Raw genomic sequence first — 23,663 nt, 5'->3', positions numbered from 1 at the left:
GTACTAATAAGCCGACAACTTCATCACATTCATTCAAGTCAATGTGCTACGCGTCCACTGTGCGGTTCCCGAGAGACGAACGGGAACCCGTTTGACAACTCGACAACGTTACGGCGGTCATAGCGAAGGGGAAACGCCCGGTCCCATTCCGAACCCGGAAGCTAAGCCCTTCAGCGCCGATGGTACTGCACTCGCCAGGGTGTGGGAGAGTAGGACGCCGCCGGACATCATTCAGGAAGAGCCATCCCTCGCGGGGTGGCTCTTTCCTGTTTCCGTACACATTGCGCGCAGCGTCGGGCGCATTCATGACTTATGCAGGCTGCACTTCGTCCGCCTTCGCCTCGGCCGCCGTTCGGCGCGAGAGACCGGGGATGAGACGATGGTGCGGTCGAACCCGACGAGGAGAGCACACAGATGAACAGCGATGACCGTGCCAAGGGCACATCCGACGACCGAGGTCGGTCGGGCGGTGCCAGCGGCGGCCGATCCGGAAGCGGATCGAGCTCGCAGCGCGGCTCGAGCGGCTCGCAGGGCCGCGGAGGCGCAGCCGGCGGTGATCGCGGTCGTTCCGGTGGAGCGTCCTACGGCGGCTCCCGGGACGGCGGTTCGCGCAGTGGTTCCACCGGCGGGCGTCCCCCCGCGGGCCGCGACGACCGCGGTGGCCGACCGTCCTACGGTTCGGGTGGCGGCGAGCGGTCCTCGGGCGGCGGTTCCTACGGACGTCCGAGCGGCGGTTCGGCCGGTGGCGGTAGGCCGTCCTACGGCGACCGTCCCGGCTCCTCGGACCGTTCGGGTTCGGGCGGCTCGGGCTATGGCAACCGGTCGTCGTCGGGGCGGGGCGATCGTCCCGCGTACGGCGGGGCCCGCGGTGACGACCGTTCGGGTCGCCCGCCTTCCGGTGGCCGTGACGGACGTCCGCCCTACAACGGTGCGTCGCGCGGCGAGCACCCCACCTACTCCGGGCGCACCGACCGTCCGCCGTTCAGCGACCGTCCCCGCGGGGAGCGTTCGGGCGACCGGCCCTACGGCGACCGGCCCCGCTCGGGAGCGCCCTCGTCGGGGGATCGTCCGTCTTCCTACGGCCGAGGTCGGGACGAGCGCCCGGCCTCCAGCGACCGTTCGCAGGGTGGTCGCCCGTCGTACGGTGACCGTCCGCAGACCGATCGGCCCTCCTACGGCGAGCGTCCCTCGTCCGGTGACCGCTCGCGCAGCGATCGTCCCGCCTACGGTGACCGTCCCTCCGGCGGCGACAGGTCGCGCAGCGATCGCCCGTCGTACGGCGACCGTGCTCAGGGGGGTCGCGCCTCGTACGGCGACCGTTCGCAGGGCGATCGCTCGTCGAGCTCCGGCCGCCCCTCGTACGGCGACCGTCCGGCGTCCGGTGGGCGCCCGTCCTACGGCGACCGGAACGACCGCCCTGCGACGGGCGGTCGTCCCTCTTACGGTGACCGTCCGCGCGACGACCGCCGGGGCGAGCGCTCGTCGTTCGGTCCGGCCGGCGCCAGCGATCGCGGGACCTACGGCGACCGTTCCGGCTCGGACCGCCAGGGCTCGGCGCCTCGTCGTCCCGCCGGTGACCGTCCGCGCACGGACCGCCCGCCCTACAGCGACCGGAACGACCGTCCCCGTACCAACCGTCCCGCCTACGGCGACCGGAACGACCGTTCGTCGAGCGATCGTCCGCGTGCCGACCGTCCGGCCTACGGCGACCGGAACGACCGGCCGTCGAGCGATCGTCCGCGTACCGACCGTCCGGCCTACGGCGACCGGAACGAACGGTCCGGCAGCGACCGTCCCGCCTACGGTGACCGCGTCGACCGTCCCCGTACGGACCGGCCCGCCTACGGCGACCGGAACGACCGGTCCGGCAGCGAGCGTCCGCGTACCGACCGCCCGTCCACGGGACGGCCGCCGAGCGACCGCCCGCGTACGGACCGTCCGACCACCGGGCGTAGCGACCGCCCGGCGACGAACGACCGGCGGCCCCCGTCCAGCGACCGCGGTCGCCCGGCGTACGGCGCAGCTGCCGTCGCCGGCGCGCGTGGCGCACAGGGCGCGGGTGACCGGCGCGACGACGACAAGCGGCTGACCAGGCCGCCCCAGGAGGAGCGCGTCCAGGCGCCCGAGATCCCCGAGGACGTCGTCTTTGCTGACCTCGACCGTTCCGTGCGCGGACGCCTGCGGACGCTCAGCAAGGACAACGCCGACGGCGTCGGCCGCCACCTGGTGATGGTGGGCAGGCTGCTGGACACCGACCCCGAGCTGGCCTACGAGCACGCGCAGGCAGCGGTGCGCCGTGCGGGTCGCGTGGACGTCGTGCGCGAGGCGGCCGGTCTGGCTGCGTACCGCACGGCCCGCTACGCGGAGGCCCTGCGGGAGCTGCGCACGGTCCGACGCCTCAACGGCTCGTCGGAGCACCTCGCGATCATGGCTGACTGCGAACGCGGTCTCGGTCGCCCGGAGCGTGCTCTGGCGCTCGCGCAGGAGCCCGAGGCGGAGACGCTCGACGCCGAGGCGCAGATCGAGCTGGCGATGGTCGTGAGCGGGGCCCGCCTCGACCTCGGGCAGCCCGAGGCGGCCGTGGCCGCGCTGGCGACAGACGTCGTGCGGGCCGGCACCGGGATCGTCGCGATCCGCGTCGCCCAGGCGCGGTCGGCGGCCCTCGAGGCGGCCGGGCTGGTGGACGAGGCGGCGGCCGAGCTGGCGCCCTACACGCAGGACCAGCTCGACGAGGCCGCGGGCGACGTGGAGCCGGACGAGGAGTTCGTCTCGTTCGACCTCAGCGAGTTCGACGCCGAGGGGGAGTACGAGGACTACCCGGTCGAGGCCTCCGGCGACGCGGGCACGTCCGAGCTGGCGGAAGCCGAGCTGGACGACGACGCGGCCGACGAGGACGACGACGAAGCGCTGGCCGAGGCGGAGGCGCTCCTGGCTGACGACGAGTCCGAGGACGACGAGTCCGAGGACAACGACGACGACGGCGACGACGAGTCCGACGACGACGGCTCGAAGGTCGTCGTCGAGAAGAACGACGCCGGCGACAGCGCCGCCGACGCGAGCGACAGCACGGACGAGGGCGAGGGCGATCGGTGACGGAGCCGGCAGCTCTGATCGGGTCGGCCACGCCGCTCGCGGACCGGTTCGACCTGGCGCTCGTCGACCTCGACGGGGTCGCGTACAAGGGTCACGACCCGATCGACGGCGCCGCGGAGGGACTCACCTCGGCGCGCGAGCGCGGCATGCGTCTGGTGTTCGTCACCAACAACGCGTCCCGTGAGCCGGAGTCGGTCGCGGACCAGCTGACCGGGCTCGGCATCGCCACGCAGGCGGCCGAGGTCATGACGGCGGCGCAGGCAGCGGCCCAGCTGCTCGCGTCCCGGCTGCCGGCCGGCGAGAAGGTGCTCGTCGTCGGCGGCGCCGGCCTCGTCACCGCGGTCCGCTCGGCCGGGTACGAGGTCGTGTTCTCCGCCGACGACGAGCCGGTCGCCGTCGCCCAGGGCTTCGCGCCCGAGGTCGGCTGGGCGCAGCTCGCCGAGGCCGCGTACGCGATCGAACGGGGCGCCTGGCACGTGGCGTCGAACCTGGACCTGAGCCTGCCGACCGCGCGCGGCTTCGCGCCCGGCAACGGGTCGCTCGTCGGGGCCGTGCGGGCGGCCACCGGTGTCACCCCGGACAGCGCGGGCAAGCCGTCGCCGACGATGTACCACATGGCGGTCGAGCGCGTCGGCGCGCGGGAGACGCTCGTCGTGGGCGATCGTCTCGACACCGACCTCGCGGGTGCGCGAGCGGGCGGGTTCGTCGGGCTCCACGTGCTCACGGGCGTGAGCTCGGCGCGCGACGACGTGCTGGCCGGCCCCGGGGAGCGTCCGCACCTGATCGGCGCCGACCTGCTCTCGCTGCTCGTCGCGCACCCCGAGCCCGTCCGTGCCGCCGACGGTTGGTGGACGTGCCGCGAGGCGTCCGCGCGCATCGTCGACGGCGCTCTGGAGCTCGGCCGCTACGAGCCGTCGAGCATGGAGGACCGGGTCGACGTGGCGCGTGCCGCCTGTGCGGCGGCGTGGGCGGCGGCCGACGAGGGTGTGGAGATCGACGCGACCACAGTCCCGGAGCTGGCGACGGCCTGACGGTCGCCGTGTGTGCCGGACGAGCGACGTGGGACATCCCAGGTAGCGTGGGCGCGTCCGGGCACGGCTCGATCGACGGGCTGCTCGTCGGGCGACGGACCAACCACGTGGAGGCAGTGCAGTGAGCGAGAGGGTCGACGCGGCCGAGGGTGCAGACGACGGTGCTGCCACGACGGCGGACGCCGCCGTCGACGAGGCGCTGTCGCGGCTGGCCGGGCTCGAGGACCAGCCGCTGCGTGCCCACGTCGCAGTGTTCGATGCGGTCCACGGCGCGCTGCAGGACCGGCTCGCCGACGCCGAGGGCTGACCGGCACGTGACCACTCGCCTCGACACCGAGCTCGTGCGCCGCGGCCTGGCCCGCTCGCGCAAGCACGCGGGCGACCTGATCGCGTCGGGACGCGTCGCCGTGGACGGCCTGCCGGCGGCGCGCAGCGCGGTCCAGGTGACCGACGACCGCACGGTCACGGTGCAGCCGGACGACGACGACCCCGGGTACGCCTCCCGCGCGGGGCACAAGCTGGCCGGCGCGCTGGACGCGTTCGAGGCGATCACGGTCCAGGGACGGCGCTGCCTGGACGCCGGGGCGAGCACGGGTGGCTTCACCGACGTGCTGCTGCGCCGCGGCGCCGAGCACGTGGTCGCGGTCGACGTGGGTCACGACCAGATGGTCGACGCGCTGCGGTCCGACCCGCGCGTGGACGTCCGCGAGGGCGTCAACGTCCGGTCGCTGGCGGCCGGCGACGTCGACCCGGCTCCGACGCTCGTCGTCGCCGACCTCTCGTTCATCTCGTTGACGCTCGTGCTGCCGGCCCTCGCCGACGTCGCGACTCCGGATGCCGACCTCGTCCTCATGGTCAAGCCGCAGTTCGAGGTCGGCCGCGAGCGTCTGGGGTCCGGCGGAGTGGTCCGGCTGCCGTCGCTGTGGGTCGACGCCGTCCTCGCCGTGGCCGACGCGGCCGCACGGCTGGGACTGGGGGTCCGCGACGTCGTGCGCAGCCCGCTGCCCGGCCCGAGCGGCAACGTCGAGTTCTTCGTGTGGCTGCACCGACAGGACGGGACACCGTCCGTCGACACCGAGCGCATCCGCGCGGCGGTCCTTGCCGAGGGGGAGCGATGAGCCGTCGGGCACTGGTGGTGACGCACGGCGGCCGCGAGGAGGCCGTCTCGGCCACGAGGGACGCGGTCGCGGCGCTCGAGCGGGCCGGCGTCGAGCCCGTGCTCGCGGCGGAGGACGCGGTCGCCGCGGACCTGCCGACGTTCGAGCTGGCGATCGTGCTGGGCGGCGACGGGACGATCCTGCGCGCGGCCGAGCTCACGCGCGGCACGTCCGTGCCGCTGCTCGGCGTGAACCTGGGGCACGTCGGGTTCCTGGCCGAGAGCGAGCGCGACGACATCGGCGAGGCCGTGCGGCGGCTGACCGCGGGCGAGTTCGACGTCGAGGAGCGCGGCACGCTCGACGTGCGGGTGCTGGGCAGCGACGGTTCGCTCGGCACGGGTTGGGCGCTGAACGAGGCGGCGCTGGAGAAGGTCGACCGCTCGCGCATGCTCGAGGTGCTCGTCGAGGTCGACGGTCACCCGCTGTCGTCGTTCGGGTGCGACGGGATCGTCGCCGCGACGGCCACCGGGTCGACCGCGCACGCGTTCTCGGCGGGTGGGCCGGTCGTCTGGCCGGACGTCGACGGGATGATCCTGGTGCCCATCGCCGCGCACGCGCTGTTCGCCCGGCCGCTCGTGGTGGGTCCGCGGAGCATGCTCGCGGTCGAGGTCCTGGAGCGCTCGCCCGCCGCCGGGCTGGTCACGCTGGACGGTCGTCGACGGCTCGAGGTCCCGCTCGGTTCGCGCGTGGAGGTCCGGCGCAGCGACATACCGGTGCGGCTGGCCCGGCTGACCCCGGCGCCGTTCACGACCCGACTGGTGAACAAGTTCGCGCTGCCGGTCGACGGATGGCGGGGGCGTCCGAGCGGGGCGGCCCGCCTGCCGCGCAACGGCGAAGGAGGGGCCGGATGATCGAGGAGATCCGGATCGACAACCTCGGCGTCATCGGCCGGGCCCACCTGGAGCTCGGGGCCGGGCTGACGGTCATCACGGGCGAGACCGGCGCGGGCAAGACGATGGTGCTCACGGCGCTCGGCCTGCTGCTCGGCGGCAAGGCCGACCCCGCGACCGTGCGGACCGGTGCGATGTCGGCCGCGGTCGAGGGACGCGTGACCCTCGAGCCGGGCTCGGCCGCGCTCGCCCGGGCGGCCGAGGCGGGCGCCGACCTCGACGACGACGGCAGTCTGGTGCTCGTGCGGACGGTCGGTGCGGGGACCGCCGGCCGGTCCCGCGCGTTCCTGGGCGGACGGTCCGTGCCGCAGACAGTGCTGTCGGAGCTGGCCGACGCGCTCGTGACCGTGCACGGCCAGGCGGACCAGGCGCGTCTGCGCTCGCCCTCCCACCAGCGCGACGCGCTCGACGCCTTCGTCGGCACCGAGCACCGGGACGCCCTCGGGCTCTACCGCGCGGCGTGGACCGAGCGTGCGCGGGTGGACGCCGAGCTGACCGAGCTCGTCGACCGTGCGCGCGACCGGTTGCGCGAGGCCGAGCTGCTGCGCCTGGGGCTCGCCGAGGTCGAGCGGGTGGACCCGCAGGCCGGAGAGGACGTCGCCCTGGCCGAGGAGGTCGAGCGGCTCGCCCACGCGGAGGACCTGCGCGCGGCCGCGAACGGAGCGCACTCGGCGCTCGTCGGCGGCGAGGTCGAGGACGCCACGGCCGCCGTCGCGACGATCGACCAGGCGCGCCGGCTGCTCGAGCACGAGGGCGCTCACGATCCCGCGCTCGCCGCGCTCGCGACAAGGATCGCCGAGGCCGGCTACCTGCTGGCCGACGCCGCGACCGACCTCGCCGGCTACCTGGAGGACCTGCAGGCGGACCCGCTGCGGCTGGACGCCGCCCAGCGCCGCCGCGCGGACCTGGCGTCCCTGACCAGGAGCTACGGCTCGACGGTCGACGAGGTGCTCGCCTGGGCCGACTCGGCCGGGAGGCGGCTCCTCGACCTCGACGGCGGCGACCAGCGGATCGCGGCGCTCGAGGCCGAGCGCGCGGCCCTGGACAGCGAGCTGACGACGCAGGCGGGACGCATCTCGGCGGGCCGTCGGGACGGGGCGACCAAGCTGGCGGCCGTCGTCTCGGAGGAGCTGTCCGGGCTGGCGATGGGGGGCGCGGAGCTGCAGATCCTCGTCGAGGAGCTGGAGGAGCCGGGTCCGCACGGCGCCGACCGGGTGGAGATGCTGCTCGTCCCGCACGCCGGTGCGCCCGCGCGGCCGCTCGGCAAGGGCGCGTCCGGCGGCGAGCTGTCCCGTGTGATGCTGGCGATCGAGGTCGCGCTCGCCACGGCACCGGACTCGGGCGCCACGCGGCCGGGCACGTTCGTGTTCGACGAGGTCGACGCGGGCGTCGGCGGGCGCGCAGCGATCGAGGTCGGGCGACGGCTGGCGGAGCTGGCGCAGGGCACGCAGGTGCTCGTCGTGACGCACCTCGCGCAGGTGGCGGCCTTCGCGGACCGGCACCTCGTGGTGACCAAGTCGATCGCCGACGGGGTCGATGTGGTCACCGAGTCGGACGTGCGTTTCGTCACGAACGACGACCGTGTACGCGAGCTCGCCCGCATGCTGTCGGGCCAGGAGGACTCGAACGCCGCGCGGACGCACGCCGCGGAGCTTCTGGAGCTCTCGTCCGTGGGACGATGAGCGACGATGAGAGCATCCCTGCGCAAACGCACCGCTGTGCCCGAATCCGGCGTCGTCGCCGGTCCGGCCCGGGTCGACCCACGCACCAAGGGCCTCACCAAGCGGCTCAAGCCCGGTGACATCGCGGTCATCGACCACCTCGACCTCGACCGCGTGTCGGCCGAGGCGCTGGTCGCGTGCCAGCCCGCCGCGGTCCTGAACGCCGCACGCTCCACCTCGGGCCGCTACCCGAACCTCGGGCCGGAGATCCTCATCGGCGCCGGCATCCCGCTGGTCGACGACCTCGGCGCGGACGTCATGTCGCTCACCGAGGGACACCGCCTCCGCGTGGTCGACGGCTCCGTGTTCGACGGCGAGACCCTCGTCGCCGAGGGCGTCACGCAGACCGCCGAGACCGTCGCCGCGGCGATGGAGGAGGCCCGCGCCGGGCTCTCCGTGCAGCTCGAGTCGTTCGCGGCGAACACGATGGACTACCTGCGTCGCGAGCGGGACCTGCTGCTCGACGGCGTCGGCGTCCCCGAGATCAGCACGCACATCGACGGCCGCCAGGTGCTGATCGTCGTCCGCGGGTACCACTACAAGGAAGACCTCGTCACGCTGCGCCCCTACATCCGCGAGTACCGACCGGTGCTCATCGGTGTCGACGGGGGAGCGGACGCGATCCTGGACGCCGGCTGGCGGCCGGACATGATCGTCGGCGACATGGACTCGGTGTCCGACCGCGCGCTCACGTGCGGCGCCGAGGTGATCGTGCACGCCTACCGCGACGGCCGGGCGCCCGGCCTGGCGCGGGTCGAGCAGCTCGACGTCCCGCACGTCGTCTTCCCCGCGACCGGCACCAGCGAGGACGTCGCGATGCTGCTGGCCGACGACAAGGGCGCCGAGCTCATCGTCGCCGTCGGCACGCACGCCACGCTCGTCGAGTTCCTCGACAAGGGCCGGTCGGGCATGGCGAGCACGTTCCTGACGCGACTGCGCGTGGGCAGCAAGCTCGTCGACGCCAAGGGTGTCTCGCGGCTCTACCGGAACCGCATCTCCAACGTCCAGCTCACGCTGCTCGTCCTCGCGGGCCTCCTCGCGCTCGGGGTCGCGCTGGCGTCCACCGCCGCCGGGCAGACGATGATCGGCCTGATCGGCGCCCGCATCGACGACATGACGTCGTGGGTCCGCGGCCTGTTCGACGGGCTGTGACCATGCACGCGACCGACCACCTGCACCTGCTTCCGGCCCCCACCGCCGGGCCCGTACCCGACGGAGACTGCGCACGATGATCGACTTCCGCTACCACGTCGTCTCCCTGATCTCGGTGTTCCTGGCCCTGGCCGTGGGCATCGCGCTCGGCGCCGGCCCGCTGAAGGAGACCATCGGCGACACCCTGACCGGCCAGGTCGAGCAGCTGCGCGCCGAGAAGGACGCGCTCCGCACCGAGCTGGACGGCACGACGAACGCCCTGAAGGACTCCGAGAGCTACATCGACGCCTCGGGTCCGCAGCTGCTCGACGGCGCGCTGACCGGCCGTCGTGTCGCCGTCGTCGCCCTGGGTGAGGTGCCGGAGAACACGCGCACCGCCCTCGACCAGCGGCTCGACCAGTCCGGCGCGACGGTCACGGCGCACGTCACGCTCACGGACATGTGGACCGATCCCGACCTGCGCACGTTCCGGCAGGCGCTCGTCGGCTACCTCACTCCCTACCTCGACCCGGCGCCCCCGGCCGATGCCGGCGTCGAGGCCGACCTCGCCGCCGCGCTCGTCCAGGCGCTCGTGACGGCGGACCCGGCCAACCCGGACGCGCTCTCGAACGACGCCGGCACGCTGCTCGACGCGCTCTCCTCGTCCGAGAACGGCGACAACCCGCTGGTCACGGTTGCCGACGAGGTCACGATGCCCGCCGACGCGATCGTCGTCCTGGCGGTCCCGGTCGAGCCGGTCGCCGACGGCGCCACCCCCTCGCCGGCGCCCTCCGACTCCGTGCTGGCGGCGCAGCTCGCGGTGCTCAGCGCCGCCCAGAAGATGTCCACGGGGGCCGTGCTGGCGGACGGTGCCCGCGGCAAGGGCTCGCTCACGGACGCGATCCTGGCCGACGGTGACCTCGCCGCCGCGCTGACGACCGTCTCCGGCACCGACGTCGTGACCGGGCAGATCAACGTTCCGCTCGCGCTCGCCAACCGGATCGCGGGCGTCAACGGCCACTACGGGTTCGGCGACGGTGAGACCCCGCTGCCGCCCGCCGTGGAGCTGCCCCCGGTCAGCCGGACGGCGTCGGTGCCGGAGGACACGACCGTCGGGTCCGCGCCGTGACGCACCACCTCCTGCGTCGTGCTGCCGCGGGCACGGTGGCCGGCATCGTCACCTCCGTGGTCCGTGGCGTCTTCGACGGGCAGGCGCCCGGCGGTCAGGCGCAGTGGACCCGCACGAACCATCGCGGGGAGCCGGTCAGCCTGCTCGAAGGTCCCTCGGTCGCGGCGGGTCTCCTCGCCGGCGGGCTCGTCGGCGCGACGTCCGCCCGCAGCGCCGCCGCGCTGACGGTCGCGACGGCGGCCGGTGCTGCCTTCGGGCTCGCCGACGACCTCGGGGAGGACACCGAGGACCGCCGCAAGGGTCTGCGCGGACACCTGGGCGCACTCGCGCACGGGAAGGTGACCACCGGCGGCCTCAAGGTGCTCGGCATCGGTGCGGGCGCGCTCGTCGCCGCCGCGCTCGCCACCCCGCTCCACGGACGGGACGGCGGCCGGCGGTCCGCGATCGGCTGGCTGGCCGACGTCGGGACCTCCGGTGCGCTGATCGCGTCGAGCGCGAACCTGGTCAACCTGCTCGACCTGCGTCCCGGTCGGGCGCTCAAGGCGGCCGGCGTGGCGGCGGCCCCGCTGGCGTTCGGACCCGGTGCGGGCGCAGGCGCCGCGGCCGCGGTCCTCGGGGCGACGGGTGCCGCGATCGACCAGGACCTCGCCGAGGCCGACATGCTGGGCGACGGCGGCGCGAACGCGGTCGGCGCGACCCTGGGCACGGCCCTGGTCCTGTCGGCACCCCGACCGGTGCGGCTCGCGGTGCTCGCGGCCGTCGTCGGGCTGACGCTCGCGAGCGAGAAGGTCAGCTTCACCAAGGTCATCGAGCGCACGCCCGTGCTGCGCGACATCGACGCCTGGGGACGCCGCCCCGTGGACACCCGGGCGTGAGCCCCGCCGCCCGGCGCGCGGCCGCCGGCCTGGCCGGTGCGGCCGCGATGATCGCGGTGATCACCGTCGTCAGTCGTGTGCTCGGCTTCGGCCGCTGGCTCGCGCAGGCGTACGCGGTGGGCGCCGGGTCGATCGGCGATGCCTACAACACCGCCAACACGCTGCCGAACGTGCTGTTCGAGGTGGCGGCCGGCGGGGCGCTCGCCGGTGCCCTGGTGCCCGTCCTGGCCGCACCGGTGGCGCGCGGGGCGCGCAAGGAGATCGACAAGACCGTCTCGGGGACGCTCGGGTGGACGCTGCTCGTCCTCGTCCCGCTCGCCCTGCTGCTGGCGCTGCTGAGCAGCCCGATCGCGCAGCTGCTGACGTCGGCCCATCCGGAGCAGACCGACATGGTCGTGCTCTTCCTGCGGGTGTTCGCGATCCAGGTGCCGATGTACGGCGTCGCGGTGCTGCTCTACGCCGTGCTCCAGGCGCACAAGCGGTTCTTCTGGCCCGCGTTCGCGCCGATCATGTCGACGCTCGTCGTGACGGCGACGTACCTCGTCTACCGGACCATGTCGAACGGTACGAAGTCCGACCCCGGTGCCCTCGACCCGGGCGCGCTCGAGGCGCTGGCGTGGGGGACGACGCTCGGCGTCGCCGCGATGTGCTTCCCGATGTTCTTCCCCGTCCGCGGCCTCGGCGTCCGGCTGCGGCCGACCCTGCGCTTCCCGCCGGGGGTCGCGCCGCGCGTGCGCTCGCTCGCGCTGGCGGGGGTCGGCGCCGTCGCGGCGCAGCAGATCGCGCTCGTCGTCGTGCTCGTCGTGTCGACGACCTGGGGCGCCGAGGGGACGTTCACGGCGTTCCTCTACTCCCAGCAGGTCTACCTCCTGCCCTACGCGGTGCTCGTGGTGCCGCTCGCGACGTCCACGTTCCCGCGGCTCGCCGCCCGGGCGAGCTCCGGCGACCGGGGCGGCTTCGCGAGGCTCGCGTCGGGCACGGTCCGGGCGGTGCTCGCCGCCGGGGCGATCGGCGCGGCCGCCGTGATCGCTGCGGCGCCTGCCGTGGCCACGATCTTCTCCACGATCGGCGACGACGACCTGACGCTGGTGCCGAAGATGACCTCGGCCCTCACCTGGATGGCGCCGGGCCTGCTGGGCTTCGCGGCCCTCTTCCACGCCTCACGCTCCCTGTACGCGCTCGAACGCGGCCGGTCGGCCGTCATCGCCAACTCGGTCGGCTGGGGCGTCATGGCGGTCGCGGTCGTCGTGCTCGTCGGGCAGGACATCCCCTCCGACGGTCCTGCCGGCACGCTCGCGGGCATCGGGGCAGCGAGCAGCCTCGGGATGTTCGTCGGCGGCACCGTCGCCCTCGTCGCGCTGGGCCGGGCCGCGGGCTGGGCGGCGCTGCGGGGGGTCCCGCGGTCGACGGGCGTCCTTGTGGGCTCCGGCGTCGTCGGCGCGCTCGTGGGCCGGTGGGTGGCGAACGCCGTCCAGGCGATCGGCGGGGACGGCAGCCTGACGGCGCTCGGCGCGGCCGCCGGCGGGGCGATCGTCGCCACCGTGGTGGTCGGCGTCGGCCTGCTGGGGCTCGACCGGGGCGTCGTGCGGTACGTGCTGCAGGTCGAGCGGGAGCCCATCCCGGCGGTCGCGAACCGTCCCGAGGTGCCTGACCTGCCCGACGTGTCCTGACTCACCCAGCGTGGCGGGTCAAGATCCGGTGAGGGTCGGGTAGGCTGGAATCCCGTGACAGAGCGCGCGCATCGACTCTCCGGGCGGTCGGAATCCACGACCCGGCACATCTTCGTCACCGGGGGTGTTGCCTCCTCCCTCGGTAAGGGTCTGACGGCCAGCAGCCTCGGTCGACTCCTCCGCTCCCGTGGCCTGAGGGTCACGATGCAAAAGCTGGATCCGTACCTGAACGTCGATCCCGGCACCATGAACCCGTTCCAGCACGGCGAGGTCTTCGTCACCGAGGACGGCGCCGAGACCGACCTGGACGTCGGCCACTACGAGCGCTTCCTCGACGTGAACCTGGTCGGTTCCGCGAACGTGACCACCGGTGGGGTGTACTCGCAGGTCATCGCCAAGGAGCGCCGCGGCGAGTACCTCGGCGACACGGTGCAGGTGATCCCGCACATCACCGACGAGATCAAGTCGCGCATGCGGTCGCAGGCGGACGACGACGTCGACGTGATCATCACCGAGATCGGTGGCACGGTCGGCGACATCGAGTCGCTCCCGTTCCTCGAGGCCGCCCGTCAGGTGCGCCACGACCTCGGCCGCGCCAACGTCTTCTTCCTGCACGTCTCGCTGGTGCCCTACATCGGCCCGTCGGGCGAGCTCAAGACGAAGCCGACGCAGCACTCGGTGGCCGCTCTGCGCAGCATCGGCATCCAGCCCGACGCGATCGTCCTGCGCGCCGACCGCGACGTGCCCGAGGCCACCAAGCGCAAGATCGCGCTCATGTGCGACGTCGACGTCGAGGGCGTCGTCACCGCCAAGGACGCCCCGAGCATCTACGACATCCCGCGCGTGCTGCACTCCGAGGGCCTGGACGCGTACGTCGTGCAGCGCCTCGCCCTGCCGTTCCGCGACGTCGAGTGGAAGGGCTGGGACGAGCTGCTGCGGCGCGTCCACGAGCCCGCGCACCGGGTCGAGGTCGCGCTTGTCGGCAAGTACATCGACCTGCCCGACGCCTACCTGTCCGTGACGGAGGCGCTGCGTGCGGGCGGGTTCCACCACGACACCAAGGTGGTCATCCGCTGGGTCCGGTCGGACGACTGCCAGACGCCCGAGGGTGCCCGGCTGGCGCTCGAGGGTGTGGACGCGGTCCTCGTCCCCGGCGGGTTCGGCGTGCGGGGGATCGAGGGCAAGCTCGGCGCCCTGCGCTGGTCGCGCGAGAACCTCGTCCCGACGCTCGGCATCTGCCTCGGCCTGCAGTGCATGGTCATCGAGTACTCGCGCACGGTCCTCGGGCTCGACGGCGCCTCGTCCTCGGAGTTCGACGACGACCCCGCCCACCCGGTCATCGCGACCATGGCCGAGCAGCACGCGTTCGTCAGCGGCGGCGGCGACCTGGGCGGCACCATGCGTCTGGGTGCCTACGACGCCCTCCTGACGCCCGGCTCGGTGGTCGCCGACACCTACGGCGCGCACAAGGTGTCCGAGCGGCACCGCCACCGCTACGAGGTGAACAACTCCTACCGCGACAAGCTCGAGGAGGCCGGCCTGGTGATCTCGGGCGTCTCGCCCGACACCTCGCTGGTGGAGTTCGTCGAGCTGCCGCGCGAGGTGCACCCGTACTACGTGGCCACGCAGGCGCACCCGGAGTTCAAGTCGCGTCCGACGCGAGCGCACCCGCTGTTCGCCGGTCTGATCGGTGCCGCCCTGGCGCTGCGCGGCGACGAGTCCTGATGCCCCTGGAGGACCGGCCGCTGCACGACGTTGTCGCGCCGCGGCCGGTGATCGAGCACCGGCGGATCCACACCGGCAAGGTTTTCGACCTCGACGGTGACGTGGTGGACCTGGGGGAGACCCAGGTCCTGCGCGAGTACATCGCGCACCCGGGTGCGGTCGCGGTCATCGCGCTCGACGACGACGACCGCGTGCTGCTGCTCTCGCAGTACCGGCACCCCGTGCGGTCGGTGCTCTGGGAGCCGCCCGCGGGTCTTCGGGACGTGCCCGACGAGCTCCTGGTGGTCGCCGCCGCGCGCGAGCTCGCGGAGGAGGCGGACCTGCGGGCTGCGTCCTGGTGGCGGCTGGTGGACTTCTACACGACGCCGGGCGGCTCGAACGAGCGGATCCTCGTGTTCCTGGCCCGGGACCTGTCGCCCGTCCCGGAGTCGGAGCGCTACGTGCGCACCGACGAGGAGGCGAGCATGGTGCCGGCGTGGATCCCGCTCGACGAGGCCGTGGACGGCGCCTTCGGTGGCCGCCTGCACAGCCCGACGACGGTCGTCGGCGTCCTGGCCGCGGCCGCCGCCCGAGCGCGTGGCTGGTCCACGCTCGAGCGCGTCTCCTGGCCCGCCGACGGGACGCACGTCCTCGACTGAGTCGCGGCGGAACCTCCGGTCCGCATCGCACGACGCCGCCCGCCCTCGGTCGAGAGGCGGGCGGCGTCGTCGTTGCGGGCGGCGTCAGCGGCTCGTGGACCGCCGGTACTGCAGGTTCGCCAGCGGCACGAAGACGACCAGGAAGATCCCGATCCAGATCAGCGTGTAGGTGACCGGGTTCTGCAGGGACCACTGGGTGGGCTCGGGCACCTCGGGCGGGATGTTGCCGAAGAGCTCGCGGGCCGCCTGCGTCACCGTCGAGACGGGGTTCCAGGCCGCGATCGTCTGAAGGACGGGCGGCAGGGTGTCCAGGGGGACGAACGTGTTCGCGATGAAGGTGAGCGGGAAGATCACGACGAACGCGGCGTTGTTGAGCACCTCGGGGCTCGGCACCAGCATGCCGATCCACGCCATGATCCAGGAGATCGAGTAGGCGAAGGCGAGCAGCAGGGCGAACCCGCCGAGGGCCTCGGCCGGGTTGGTGTGGATGCGCCAGCCCACGAGCAGACCGGTCAGCGACATCACGATCAGCACCAGCACGTTGTTGAGGACGTCGGAGACCGTGCGCCCGGTGAGCACCGCGGACGGCGCCATCGGGAGCGACCGGAAGCGGTCGATGATCCCCTTCTTGACGTCGTCGGCCAGGCCCGCGCCCGTGATCGTCGCACCGAAGATGACGGTCTGCGCGAAGATCCCGGCCATCAGGAACTCGCGGTAGGCCTTGCCGTCGCCGCTCTGGTCGATCGCGCCGCCGAAGACGAACGAGAACAGCAGGACGAACATGATCGGCTGGATCGTGGTGAAGACGAGCAGGTCGGGGACGCGCTTGATCTTGATGAGGTTCCGCTTGGCGACGACGGCCGCGTCCGCGAACACGTAGGGGAGGCTCATGCGCGGGCACCTTCCTTCTTCTTGGCGGACGCCTGGGCTTCCGGGTCTTCCTCGTCGACCGTGGCGTGGCCGGTGAGCGAGAGGAACACGTCGTCGAGGGTCGGGCGGCGCAGGCCGACGTCGTCGAGACCGATGTCCGCGCCGTCGAGCAGCCGCAGCGCCTCGGTGAGCACGCTCGCGCCACCCGTGATGGGCATGACGAGCTGCCGGCTGCGCTCGTCCAGCACGGGCGTGCCGACTCCGTGCGGCTCGAGCAGCCTGCCCGCATCGCCCAGCCGGGAGACGTCCTTCACGGTGAGCTCGAGCCGTTCGCCGCCCACCTGCGTCTTGAGCTGGTCGGAGGTGCCCTGGGCGATGATCCTGCCGTGGTCGATGACGACGATCTCGTCGGCCAGCAGGTCGGCCTCCTCGAGGTACTGCGTGGTGAGCAGGAGCGTGGTGCCCCCGGCGACGAGGCCTTGGATGACCTCCCACATGTCCGTGCGGCCGCGCGGGTCGAGCCCGGTGGTCGGTTCGTCGAGGAACAGGACGGGCGGGTCGGCGACGAGCGCTCCGGCGAGGTCGAGCCGCCGGCGCATGCCCCCGGAGTAGGTCTTGCTCGGCCGGTCGCCGGCGTCCTCGAGGCGGAACGCGGCCAGGAGCTCGCGCGCCCGCTCCCGGGACTTCTTGGGGCTCAGGTGGTAGAGCCGGCCGATCATGTCGAGGTTCTCGTAGCCGGTCAGGTACTCGTCGACGGCGGCGTACTGGCCCGACAGGCCGATGCGCTTGCGCACCGCGCGGGGGTTCGCGATCACGTCGACGCCCGCGACCTCGGCCGAGCCGGAGTCGGGCTTCAGAAGGGTGCTGAGCACCCGGACGATCGTGGTCTTGCCTGCGCCGTTGGGACCGAGCAGGCCCAGGACGGTGCCCTGGGGGACGGTGAGATCGACTCCGTCCAGCGCTCGGACGGTGCCGTACGTCTTGACGAGACCACGTGCGGTGATTGCCGGTGCGGTGCTGGCTTGGTCCATGACAACGAGGCTAGGGGTGACCTCCGACACACACCCGACAATTCCGGCGGGCAACCCAGCTACGGAGCGGTCGCCGTCTGCTCCACCGCGCCGACGGGCACCTCGAGCGTTCCCCGGGTCCGCGTCGACCAGACGAAGGACGCGACGCCGGCGGTGAGGAGCGCCGCGCCGAGCATGTGCAGGTTGACCAGGCCGATCGGCAGGCCGGTGAACAGCTGCACGTACCCGATCAGGCCCTGCGCCAGCGTCAGCGCGAGCAGCAGCAGCGCGGTCCGCCAGAGGCGGCCGGAGGCGCCCGCCCGCCGGAGGCGGACGACGATCACGACCAGCACCGCCAGGAAGGCCCACACGGCGGCTGCGTGGAGCTTGGCCATCAGCCAGGGGTCGACGGCGAACCGGTACCCGACGTTCTCGTCTCCCGAGTGCGGCCCGGCGCCGGTCACCACGACCCCGAGCGTCAGGACCGCGGCGAGCAGGGCGACCAGCACGCGCACGAGCACGCGGTCCGTCGCCCCGACCAGCGACACCGAGGGCCCGTCGCCCTCCCGGAACCGGAGCATTAGCCACGTCGACAGCGCGACGAGCGTCATCGAGATCAGCAGGTGGATCCCCACGAAGGCCGGGTTCAGGTCGAAGATGACGATGATCCCGCCCAGCACGGCCTGGGCCATGACCAGGAAGAACGGTGCCGTGGCGAGCCAGCGGTAGGAGGTGGGACGGCGGCGGTCCGACGCGACGAGCAGCACGACCAGGACCGCGATGACGAGCAGGACGCCCGTGAGCGTGCGGTTGCCGAACTCGATGAGCGGATTGATCGACATGGCCGCGTGGACCTGCGGCGTGAAGTGCCCGGGCTCGCACTGCGGCCACGTCGAGCAGCCCAGTCCGGACCCGGTGAGACGCACCGCCCCGCCGGTCACGATGATGCCGATCTGGGCGACGAGGTTGGCGACGACGACCGGCCAGCCGACCCGCACGCGCAGGCGGTCGAGGACGTCGAGGACGGGGGACAGGCTCACGCGACCAGCCTAAGGTCCGGCGGGTCGGCGCCCCGCCGGCGGGCCGGCGAGACGCGTCACATCAGTGCCAGCGGAACAGGCGCGACGCGCCCCAGCCCAGCGCCGCGGTCCAGCCGACGAGCACGACGACCGACCACGCGGGCAGGGAGCCGTGCCAGAGCGTCTCGCGCATCGCGTCGCCGAGGGCTCCGGACGGCAGCAGCAGGGCGACGTGGGCCATCGGACCGGGCAGCCGGTCGGCCGGCACGATGACGCCGCCCGCGACGGCGAGCAGGAGGAGCAGCAGGTTGGCCACGGCGAGCACGGCCTCGGCACGCAGGGTGCCCGCGACGAGGAGGGCGAGCGACGTGAACGCCGCGGTGCCCAGGACCAGGGCGACGACCGCGAGCAGCAGGCCAGCCGCGTTCGGGTGCCAGCCGAGCAGCAGGGCGGTCGTCGCGATCACGACGACCTGCACGACCTCGACCGCCAGGACCCCGAGGATCTTGCCCGTGAGCAGGCCGCCACGGCCCAGCGGCGTCGTCGACAGGAGGCGGAGCACGCCGTTGCGGCGGTCGAACGCCGAGGCGATCGCCTGCGACGTGAACGACGAGGTCATGATCGCCAGGGCGAGCACGCCGGGCGTGAAGAAGTCGATGCGGCTCATGCCGTCGGTGTCGACCGAGATGCCGGTCGCCTTGGTCAGCCCGACCAGGACCAGCACGGGCACGATGATCGTGACGAGCAGCTGCTCGCCGTTGCGCAGGATTGCGCGGGCCTCGAACGCGGTCTGGGCGAGCACTCGGCGGGATGCCGGTGCGGCGGTGGCGCTCATCGCAGGCTCCGTCCCGTGAGGTCGAGGAACACGTCCTCGAGCGTCCGCCGGCCGACGGTCAACCGGGTCACCAACGCACCCTCGTTCGCGAGCCAGGCGGTGAGCGTCGCGACGGTGGACGGCTCGACGTTGCCGACCACCGTGTACGACCCCGGCGTCGGCTCGGTGACGGCCAGGCCCAACACGTCACCGAGCGACAGGCCGGGCGTCGACTCGAACCGGAGCGTCCGGTCGTCCGCGGAGGAGACGAGCGACGCCACGGTCCCGGCGGCGATGACCGACCCGTGGTCGATGACCACGACGTGGTCGGCCAGGTCCTCGGCCTCGTCTATGAGGTGCGTGGTCAGCACGACGGCGACGCCCTCGTCGCGAAGCTCGCGGACGAGGTTCCAGACGGCGAGCCGGGACTGCGGGTCCATCCCCGCGCTGGGCTCGTCGAGAAAGACGAGATCGGGCTTGCCGACGACCGCCGCGGCGAGCGCGAGCCGCTGGCGCTGGCCACCCGACAGCCGGCGAACGGTGGTCCCCGCGAACGCGTCGAGGCCGAGGCGCTGGCTCAGCTCGCCGACGTCGCGAGGCTGCGCGTACATCGTCGCGACGTGGGTGAGCATGTCCCGCGCCTTGATCGCGCTGGGCAGGCCGCCGTCCTGGAGCATCACCCCGACCCGCGGCCGCAGCGCACGGGCGTCGGCGAGCGGGTCGAGGCCCAGCACCCGGACCGTGCCCTCGTCGGGCTGGCGCAGCCCCTCGCAGCACTCGATCGTGGTCGTCTTGCCGGCGCCGTTCGGGCCGAGGACCGCGGTCACCTGGCCCGGCAGCGCGACGAGGTCGATCCCGTCGACCACGGCACGTGAGCCGTAGCGCTTGACGAGCCCGGAGATCTCGAGCGCGGGGGAGTCGGGCACGAGGGGAAAGTCTAGGTGGGGGTGCTCGCGTGGACCTCGTGCGGTCCGTCACACTCACCCGAGCGAAGGGTCTCCTTGCTTGCAGGGATGGATATTGACAACAAGGATGTTGCCAATATCAGGCGCACTCCCACGAGTGCGCCGAACCGTCCTGAGGAGGTGTCATGAGCGCGATGCTGCCCGTCGAGCACACGGACACCTCGGACGCCGGGACGCGCCAGCGGGTCCTCCAGCTGATCGCGTCCACGGGCCCCGTCTCGGCGGCCGAGCTCGCCGCTCAGCTCGACCTCGCACCGGCCGGCATCCGCCGGCACCTGGGCGTGCTCGAGGACAGCGACCAGGTCGCGGTGCACGAGTCCGGCTCGGGTTCGGCACCGAAGGGTCGCGGTCGTCCCGCCCGCCGCTACGTCGTCACGGCGCACGGTCAGGCGGCGCTCTCGCACCGCTACTCCGACCTGGCGACGCAGGCGCTGCGCTTCCTCGCCGAGACCGCCGGGCCGCAGGCCGTGCAGGGCTTCGCCGAGCTGCGCGTCCGCGAGCTCGAGGAGCGTCACGGCGCCGCCGTCCAGGCGGCCGGCGACGACGTCGCCGCACGAGTCCGAGCCCTCGCCGACGGCCTTGCCGCCGACGGGTACGCCGCCTCGGCCCGACCGGCACCAGGTGGCACCGCGATGCAGCTCTGCCAGGGCCACTGCCCCGTGCAGGACGTCGCCCACGAGTTCCCCCAGCTGTGCGAGGCCGAGGCCCGGGCGTTCTCCCGGATGCTCGGCGTGCACGTGCAGCGCCTCGCGACGCTGGCCGGCGGCGGTCACGTCTGCACCACCCACATACCCGTCTCGATCTCAGCCCCCCACCAGACCGTGCTCTCCGTGGAAGGACACCCAGCATGAGTGCACAGACCGACAGCTCGTCTGCCGCCGCTGCGCCGCAGATGACCCAGGACGAGGCCATCGCCTCCATCGGGAACTACAACTACGGCTGGCACGACGCCGACACCGCCGGCTCGGTGGCCACGCGTGGCCTCTCCGAGGCGAAGGTGCGGGAGATCTCCGCGCTCAAGAACGAGCCCGAGTGGATGCTCAAGACGCGCCTGAAGTCGCTGCGCCTGTTCGACAAGAAGCCCATGCCCTGGTGGGGCTCGGACCTGTCGGGCATCGACTTCGACAACATCAAGTACTTCGTGCGCTCCACCGAGAAGCAGGCCACCAGCTGGGAGGACCTGCCCGACGACATCAAGAGCACCTATGACCGCCTGGGCATCCCGGAGGCCGAGAAGCAGCGCCTCGTCGCCGGCGTCGCCGCGCAGTACGAGTCCGAGGTGGTCTACCACCAGATCCAGGAGTCGCTCGAGGAGCAGGGCGTCATCTTCCTCGACACCGACACCGCCCTCAAGCAGTACCCGGAGATGTTCGAGCAGTACTTCGGCTCCGTCATCCCGCCCGGCGACAACAAGTTCGCGTCGCTGAACACGGCCGTCTGGTCCGGTGGCTCGTTCGTCTACGTCCCGCCGGGCGTGCACGTGGAGATCCCGCTGCAGGCCTACTTCCGCATCAACACGGAGAACATGGGCCAGTTCGAGCGGACGCTGATCATCGCCGACGAGGGTTCGTACGTGCACTACGTCGAGGGTTGTACCGCGCCGGTCTACTCGAGCGACTCGCTGCACTCCGCGGTCGTCGAGATCATCGTGAAGAAGAACGCCCGCGTGCGGTACACGACCATCCAGAACTGGTCGAACAACGTGTACAACCTGGTCACCAAGCGGGCGACCGCGGCCGAGGGCGCCACCATGGAGTGGGTCGACGGCAACATCGGCTCCAAGGTGACCATGAAGTACCCGGCCATCTACCTCATGGGCGAGCACGCCCGCGGCGAGACCCTGTCGATCGCGTTCGCCGGTGCCGGCCAGCACCAGGACGCGGGCGCCAAGATGGTGCACGCCGCGCCGTACACGTCGAGCTCGATCGTCTCCAAGTCGGTCGCGCGCGGCGGTGGCCGCACGTCGTACCGCGGCCTGGTGCAGGTGCTCGAGGGCGCCCACCACTCCGCGTCGAACGTGCTCTGCGACGCGCTGCTGGTCGACCAGATCTCCCGGTCCGACACCTATCCGTACGTCGACGTCCGCGAGGACGACGTGTCGATGGGCCACGAGGCGACCGTGTCGCGCGTGAGCGAGGACCAGCTGTTCTACCTGATGTCCCGAGGCATGCCCGAGACCGAGGCCATGGCCATGATCGTGCGCGGGTTCGTCGAGCCCATCGCGCGCGAGCTGCCGATGGAGTACGCCCTCGAGCTGAACCGCCTCATCGAGCTGCAGATGGAAGGGGCCGTCGGCTGATGACGACCGCAACAGACTCCCTGTCGACCGATCATTCGAAGGCGGTCGCCGACGGGAGCCACACCCACGGCGTCGGCGGGACCCCCGAGTCCTCCCGCGCGTCGCGGCCGACGTCGTTCGACGTCGCCGACTTCCCCGTGCCCAACGGACGCGAGGAGGAGTGGCGCTTCTCGCCGATCGACCGGCTCGCGCCGCTGTTCGCCGGAGCGACCGACGGCGTCCTGACGGGCCACGGCGTGCTGACGACGGTCGTCGAGGCGCCCGAGGTGACGGTCGAGATCGTGGACCGCGGCGACGCCCGCCTGGGCACCGCCGGCGAGCCCGGGGACCGGACGGCCGCCGTCGCGTGGGCCTCCTACCCGCGGGCGACCGTCGTGACGATCCCCAAGGAGGCCGTCGCCTCCGAGGTGACGTCCATCCGGGTCGAGGGCGTCGAGGGTGGCTCCCAGGCGCTCGAGCCGAGCGCCACGCACCTGCTCGTGCACGCCGAGGCGCTGTCGCAGGCCGTCGTCGTCATCGACCACGTCGGGCACGCCGCGCTCACCGAGACGGTCGAGATCGTCGCCGACGAGGGTGCACACCTGACCGTCGTCTCCGTGCACGACTGGGCCGACGGTTCCGTGCACGCCACGAGCCACCGGCTGCGCATCGGCCGCGACGCCACGGTCAAGCACATCGCGGTCACGCTCGGCGGCGACGTCGTGCGCATCACGCCGGACGCCGAGTTCGTCGGCGAGGGCGCGAACGTCAAGATGCTCGGCCTGTACTTCGCCGACGCCGGCCAGCACCAGGAGCAGCGTCTCTTCGTCGACCACGCGGTTCCCAACTGCGTCTCGCGCGTGACCTACAAGGGCGCGCTGCAGGGCGAGGGCGCGCACACGGTCTGGGTCGGCGACGTGCTCATCCGTGCGGCCGCCGAGGGCACCGACACGTACGAGCTCAACCGCAACCTGGTCCTGTCCGACGGCGCCCGCGCCGACTCGGTGCCGAACCTCGAGATCGAGACCGGTCTCATCGAGGGCGCCGGCCACGCCAGCGCGACCGGCCGGTTCGACGACGAGCAGCTGTTCTACCTGCGCGCCCGCGGCATCCCCGAGACCGACGCGCGTCGCCTCGTCGTCCGCGGCTTCTTCGCGGAGCTCATCCACGAGATCGGCGTGGCCTCCATCGAGGAGCGCCTTCTCGGGGCGATCGAGCGCGAGCTCGAGAAGTCGATGAGCGTCCTGGACGGCATGTCCGACGCCCACGTCGAGGGTTCCGAGGTGGGCCTGACGACGGAGGGTGCATGAGCGCCCAGCTGGCCTGCTACGACGAGGACGTGCCCGTCGAGGGGACGTTCCGCGTCGAGCTCGAGGGTGAGCGCGGTCCCGTCGAGGTCGCGCTGGTGCGTGACGAGGACGGCGAGCTGCACGCCATCTCCGACATCTGCTCCCACGGTGCCGTCTCGCTGTCGGACGGGGAGGTGGAGGGCTGCACGATCGAGTGCTGGCTCCACGGCTCCCGCTTCGACCTGCGCACCGGCAAGCCCACCGGCCCGCCCGCCGTGCGCGCCGTCCCTGTCTACCCCGTGACCGTCGACGGCCAGCGCGTGCTGGTCGACGTGGATTCACCTCTTTAACTGCCTGC

21 protein-coding genes and 1 rRNA gene are annotated in these 23,663 nt (G+C 72.8%); 17 read left to right on the top strand and 5 right to left on the bottom strand.

Annotated elements, in window-relative coordinates:
• Nucleotides 1-109 precede the first annotated feature (109 nt).
• The 13 genes from rrf to AC1DZC_RS04850 all read left to right on the top strand — a co-directional run bounded on the left by rrf (nucleotide 110) and on the right by AC1DZC_RS04850 (nucleotide 15,060).
• Nucleotides 110-226, top strand: a 5S ribosomal RNA gene (gene rrf, locus AC1DZC_RS04910).
• 1,940 nt (nucleotides 227-2,166) lie between these two features.
• Nucleotides 2,167-3,093: a hypothetical protein gene (locus tag AC1DZC_RS04905; protein WP_477042445.1), complete on the top strand. Its 927-nt coding sequence runs from the start codon at nucleotides 2,167-2,169 to the stop codon at nucleotides 3,091-3,093.
• On the top strand, nucleotides 3,090-4,124 hold the full coding sequence (locus AC1DZC_RS04900) for an HAD-IIA family hydrolase (protein WP_477042444.1): 1,035 nt from the start codon (nucleotides 3,090-3,092) through the stop codon (nucleotides 4,122-4,124). Before AC1DZC_RS04905 ends, AC1DZC_RS04900 begins: the two co-directional genes overlap by 4 nt.
• A gap of 121 nt (nucleotides 4,125-4,245) precedes the next feature.
• Nucleotides 4,246-4,431 (top strand): hypothetical protein, encoded by a 186-nt coding sequence (locus AC1DZC_RS04895; RefSeq protein WP_477042443.1) that lies wholly within the window; start codon nucleotides 4,246-4,248, stop codon nucleotides 4,429-4,431.
• 7 nt (nucleotides 4,432-4,438) lie between these two features.
• Complete coding sequence (locus tag AC1DZC_RS04890; protein ID WP_477042442.1) at nucleotides 4,439-5,242, top strand: TlyA family RNA methyltransferase; 804 nt, start codon at nucleotides 4,439-4,441, stop codon at nucleotides 5,240-5,242.
• The gene (locus tag AC1DZC_RS04885) at nucleotides 5,239-6,132 is read left to right on the top strand and encodes an NAD kinase (protein ID WP_477039265.1); all 894 of its coding nucleotides are present in this window, start codon (nucleotides 5,239-5,241) and stop codon (nucleotides 6,130-6,132) included. Before AC1DZC_RS04890 ends, AC1DZC_RS04885 begins: the two co-directional genes overlap by 4 nt.
• Complete coding sequence (gene recN, locus AC1DZC_RS04880) at nucleotides 6,129-7,853, top strand: DNA repair protein RecN (protein WP_477042441.1); 1,725 nt, start codon at nucleotides 6,129-6,131, stop codon at nucleotides 7,851-7,853. The genes AC1DZC_RS04885 and recN overlap by 4 nt, the downstream gene beginning before the upstream one ends.
• Before the next feature lie 6 nt (nucleotides 7,854-7,859).
• Nucleotides 7,860-9,044, top strand: coding sequence for a putative cytokinetic ring protein SteA (gene steA / locus AC1DZC_RS04875; RefSeq protein WP_477039263.1), 1,185 nt, complete (start codon nucleotides 7,860-7,862; stop codon nucleotides 9,042-9,044).
• A gap of 76 nt (nucleotides 9,045-9,120) precedes the next feature.
• Nucleotides 9,121-10,152 (top strand): copper transporter, encoded by a 1,032-nt coding sequence (locus AC1DZC_RS04870; RefSeq protein WP_477039262.1) that lies wholly within the window; start codon nucleotides 9,121-9,123, stop codon nucleotides 10,150-10,152.
• Entirely contained in the window at nucleotides 10,149-11,027 is an 879-nt protein-coding gene (locus AC1DZC_RS04865; protein WP_477042440.1) for a hypothetical protein, read from the top strand. The genes AC1DZC_RS04870 and AC1DZC_RS04865 overlap by 4 nt, the downstream gene beginning before the upstream one ends.
• On the top strand, nucleotides 11,024-12,697 hold the full coding sequence (gene murJ / locus AC1DZC_RS04860) for a murein biosynthesis integral membrane protein MurJ (protein WP_477042439.1): 1,674 nt from the start codon (nucleotides 11,024-11,026) through the stop codon (nucleotides 12,695-12,697). The genes AC1DZC_RS04865 and murJ overlap by 4 nt, the downstream gene beginning before the upstream one ends.
• Nucleotides 12,698-12,751: 54 nt before the next feature.
• On the top strand, nucleotides 12,752-14,422 hold the full coding sequence (locus AC1DZC_RS04855; RefSeq protein ID WP_477039259.1) for a CTP synthase: 1,671 nt from the start codon (nucleotides 12,752-12,754) through the stop codon (nucleotides 14,420-14,422).
• Nucleotides 14,422-15,060, top strand: a complete 639-nt coding sequence (locus tag AC1DZC_RS04850; RefSeq protein WP_477042438.1) for an NUDIX domain-containing protein — start codon at nucleotides 14,422-14,424, stop codon at nucleotides 15,058-15,060. The genes AC1DZC_RS04855 and AC1DZC_RS04850 overlap by 1 nt, the downstream gene beginning before the upstream one ends.
• Before the next feature lie 84 nt (nucleotides 15,061-15,144).
• Here AC1DZC_RS04850 and AC1DZC_RS04845 read toward each other — a convergent pair whose 3' ends face one another.
• The 5 genes from AC1DZC_RS04845 to AC1DZC_RS04825 form a co-directional block, all read right to left on the bottom strand.
• Nucleotides 15,145-15,951, bottom strand: coding sequence for an ABC transporter permease (locus AC1DZC_RS04845; protein ID WP_477039257.1), 807 nt, complete (start codon nucleotides 15,949-15,951; stop codon nucleotides 15,145-15,147).
• Nucleotides 15,948-16,961, bottom strand: coding sequence for an ATP-binding cassette domain-containing protein (locus tag AC1DZC_RS04840; protein ID WP_477039256.1), 1,014 nt, complete (start codon nucleotides 16,959-16,961; stop codon nucleotides 15,948-15,950). The genes AC1DZC_RS04845 and AC1DZC_RS04840 overlap by 4 nt, the downstream gene beginning before the upstream one ends.
• Nucleotides 16,962-17,020: 59 nt before the next feature.
• Entirely contained in the window at nucleotides 17,021-17,980 is a 960-nt protein-coding gene (locus tag AC1DZC_RS04835) for a COX15/CtaA family protein (RefSeq protein WP_477042437.1), read from the bottom strand.
• A 61-nt stretch (nucleotides 17,981-18,041) separates the two neighbouring features.
• A complete protein-coding gene (locus AC1DZC_RS04830; protein ID WP_477039254.1) occupies nucleotides 18,042-18,794 on the bottom strand; it encodes an ABC transporter permease in 753 nt (250 codons plus the stop codon).
• Complete coding sequence (locus AC1DZC_RS04825; protein WP_477042436.1) at nucleotides 18,791-19,699, bottom strand: ABC transporter ATP-binding protein; 909 nt, start codon at nucleotides 19,697-19,699, stop codon at nucleotides 18,791-18,793. The genes AC1DZC_RS04830 and AC1DZC_RS04825 overlap by 4 nt, the downstream gene beginning before the upstream one ends.
• A 164-nt stretch (nucleotides 19,700-19,863) precedes the next feature.
• Here AC1DZC_RS04825 and AC1DZC_RS04820 point away from each other — a divergent pair, with 164 nt between their 5' ends.
• From AC1DZC_RS04820 to AC1DZC_RS04805, 4 genes are read left to right on the top strand one after another with little or no spacing between them, the layout of a single operon-like run.
• Nucleotides 19,864-20,589 (top strand): helix-turn-helix transcriptional regulator, encoded by a 726-nt coding sequence (locus tag AC1DZC_RS04820; protein ID WP_477039252.1) that lies wholly within the window; start codon nucleotides 19,864-19,866, stop codon nucleotides 20,587-20,589.
• Nucleotides 20,586-22,037: a Fe-S cluster assembly protein SufB gene (gene sufB / locus AC1DZC_RS04815; protein ID WP_477042435.1), complete on the top strand. Its 1,452-nt coding sequence runs from the start codon at nucleotides 20,586-20,588 to the stop codon at nucleotides 22,035-22,037. The genes AC1DZC_RS04820 and sufB overlap by 4 nt, the downstream gene beginning before the upstream one ends.
• Nucleotides 22,037-23,326 carry a Fe-S cluster assembly protein SufD gene (gene sufD / locus AC1DZC_RS04810; RefSeq protein WP_477042434.1) on the top strand — a complete coding sequence of 430 codons (1,290 nt, stop codon included), beginning with the start codon at nucleotides 22,037-22,039 and terminating at the stop codon, nucleotides 23,324-23,326. The genes sufB and sufD overlap by 1 nt, the downstream gene beginning before the upstream one ends.
• Complete coding sequence (locus AC1DZC_RS04805; RefSeq protein ID WP_477039249.1) at nucleotides 23,323-23,655, top strand: non-heme iron oxygenase ferredoxin subunit; 333 nt, start codon at nucleotides 23,323-23,325, stop codon at nucleotides 23,653-23,655. The genes sufD and AC1DZC_RS04805 overlap by 4 nt, the downstream gene beginning before the upstream one ends.
• Nucleotides 23,656-23,663: the final 8 nt, after the last annotated feature.

The sequence above is a fragment of the Cellulomonas sp. P2_B4 genome (assembly GCF_056404795.1).
This window is presented reverse-complemented; position numbering and strand designations above follow the sequence as displayed.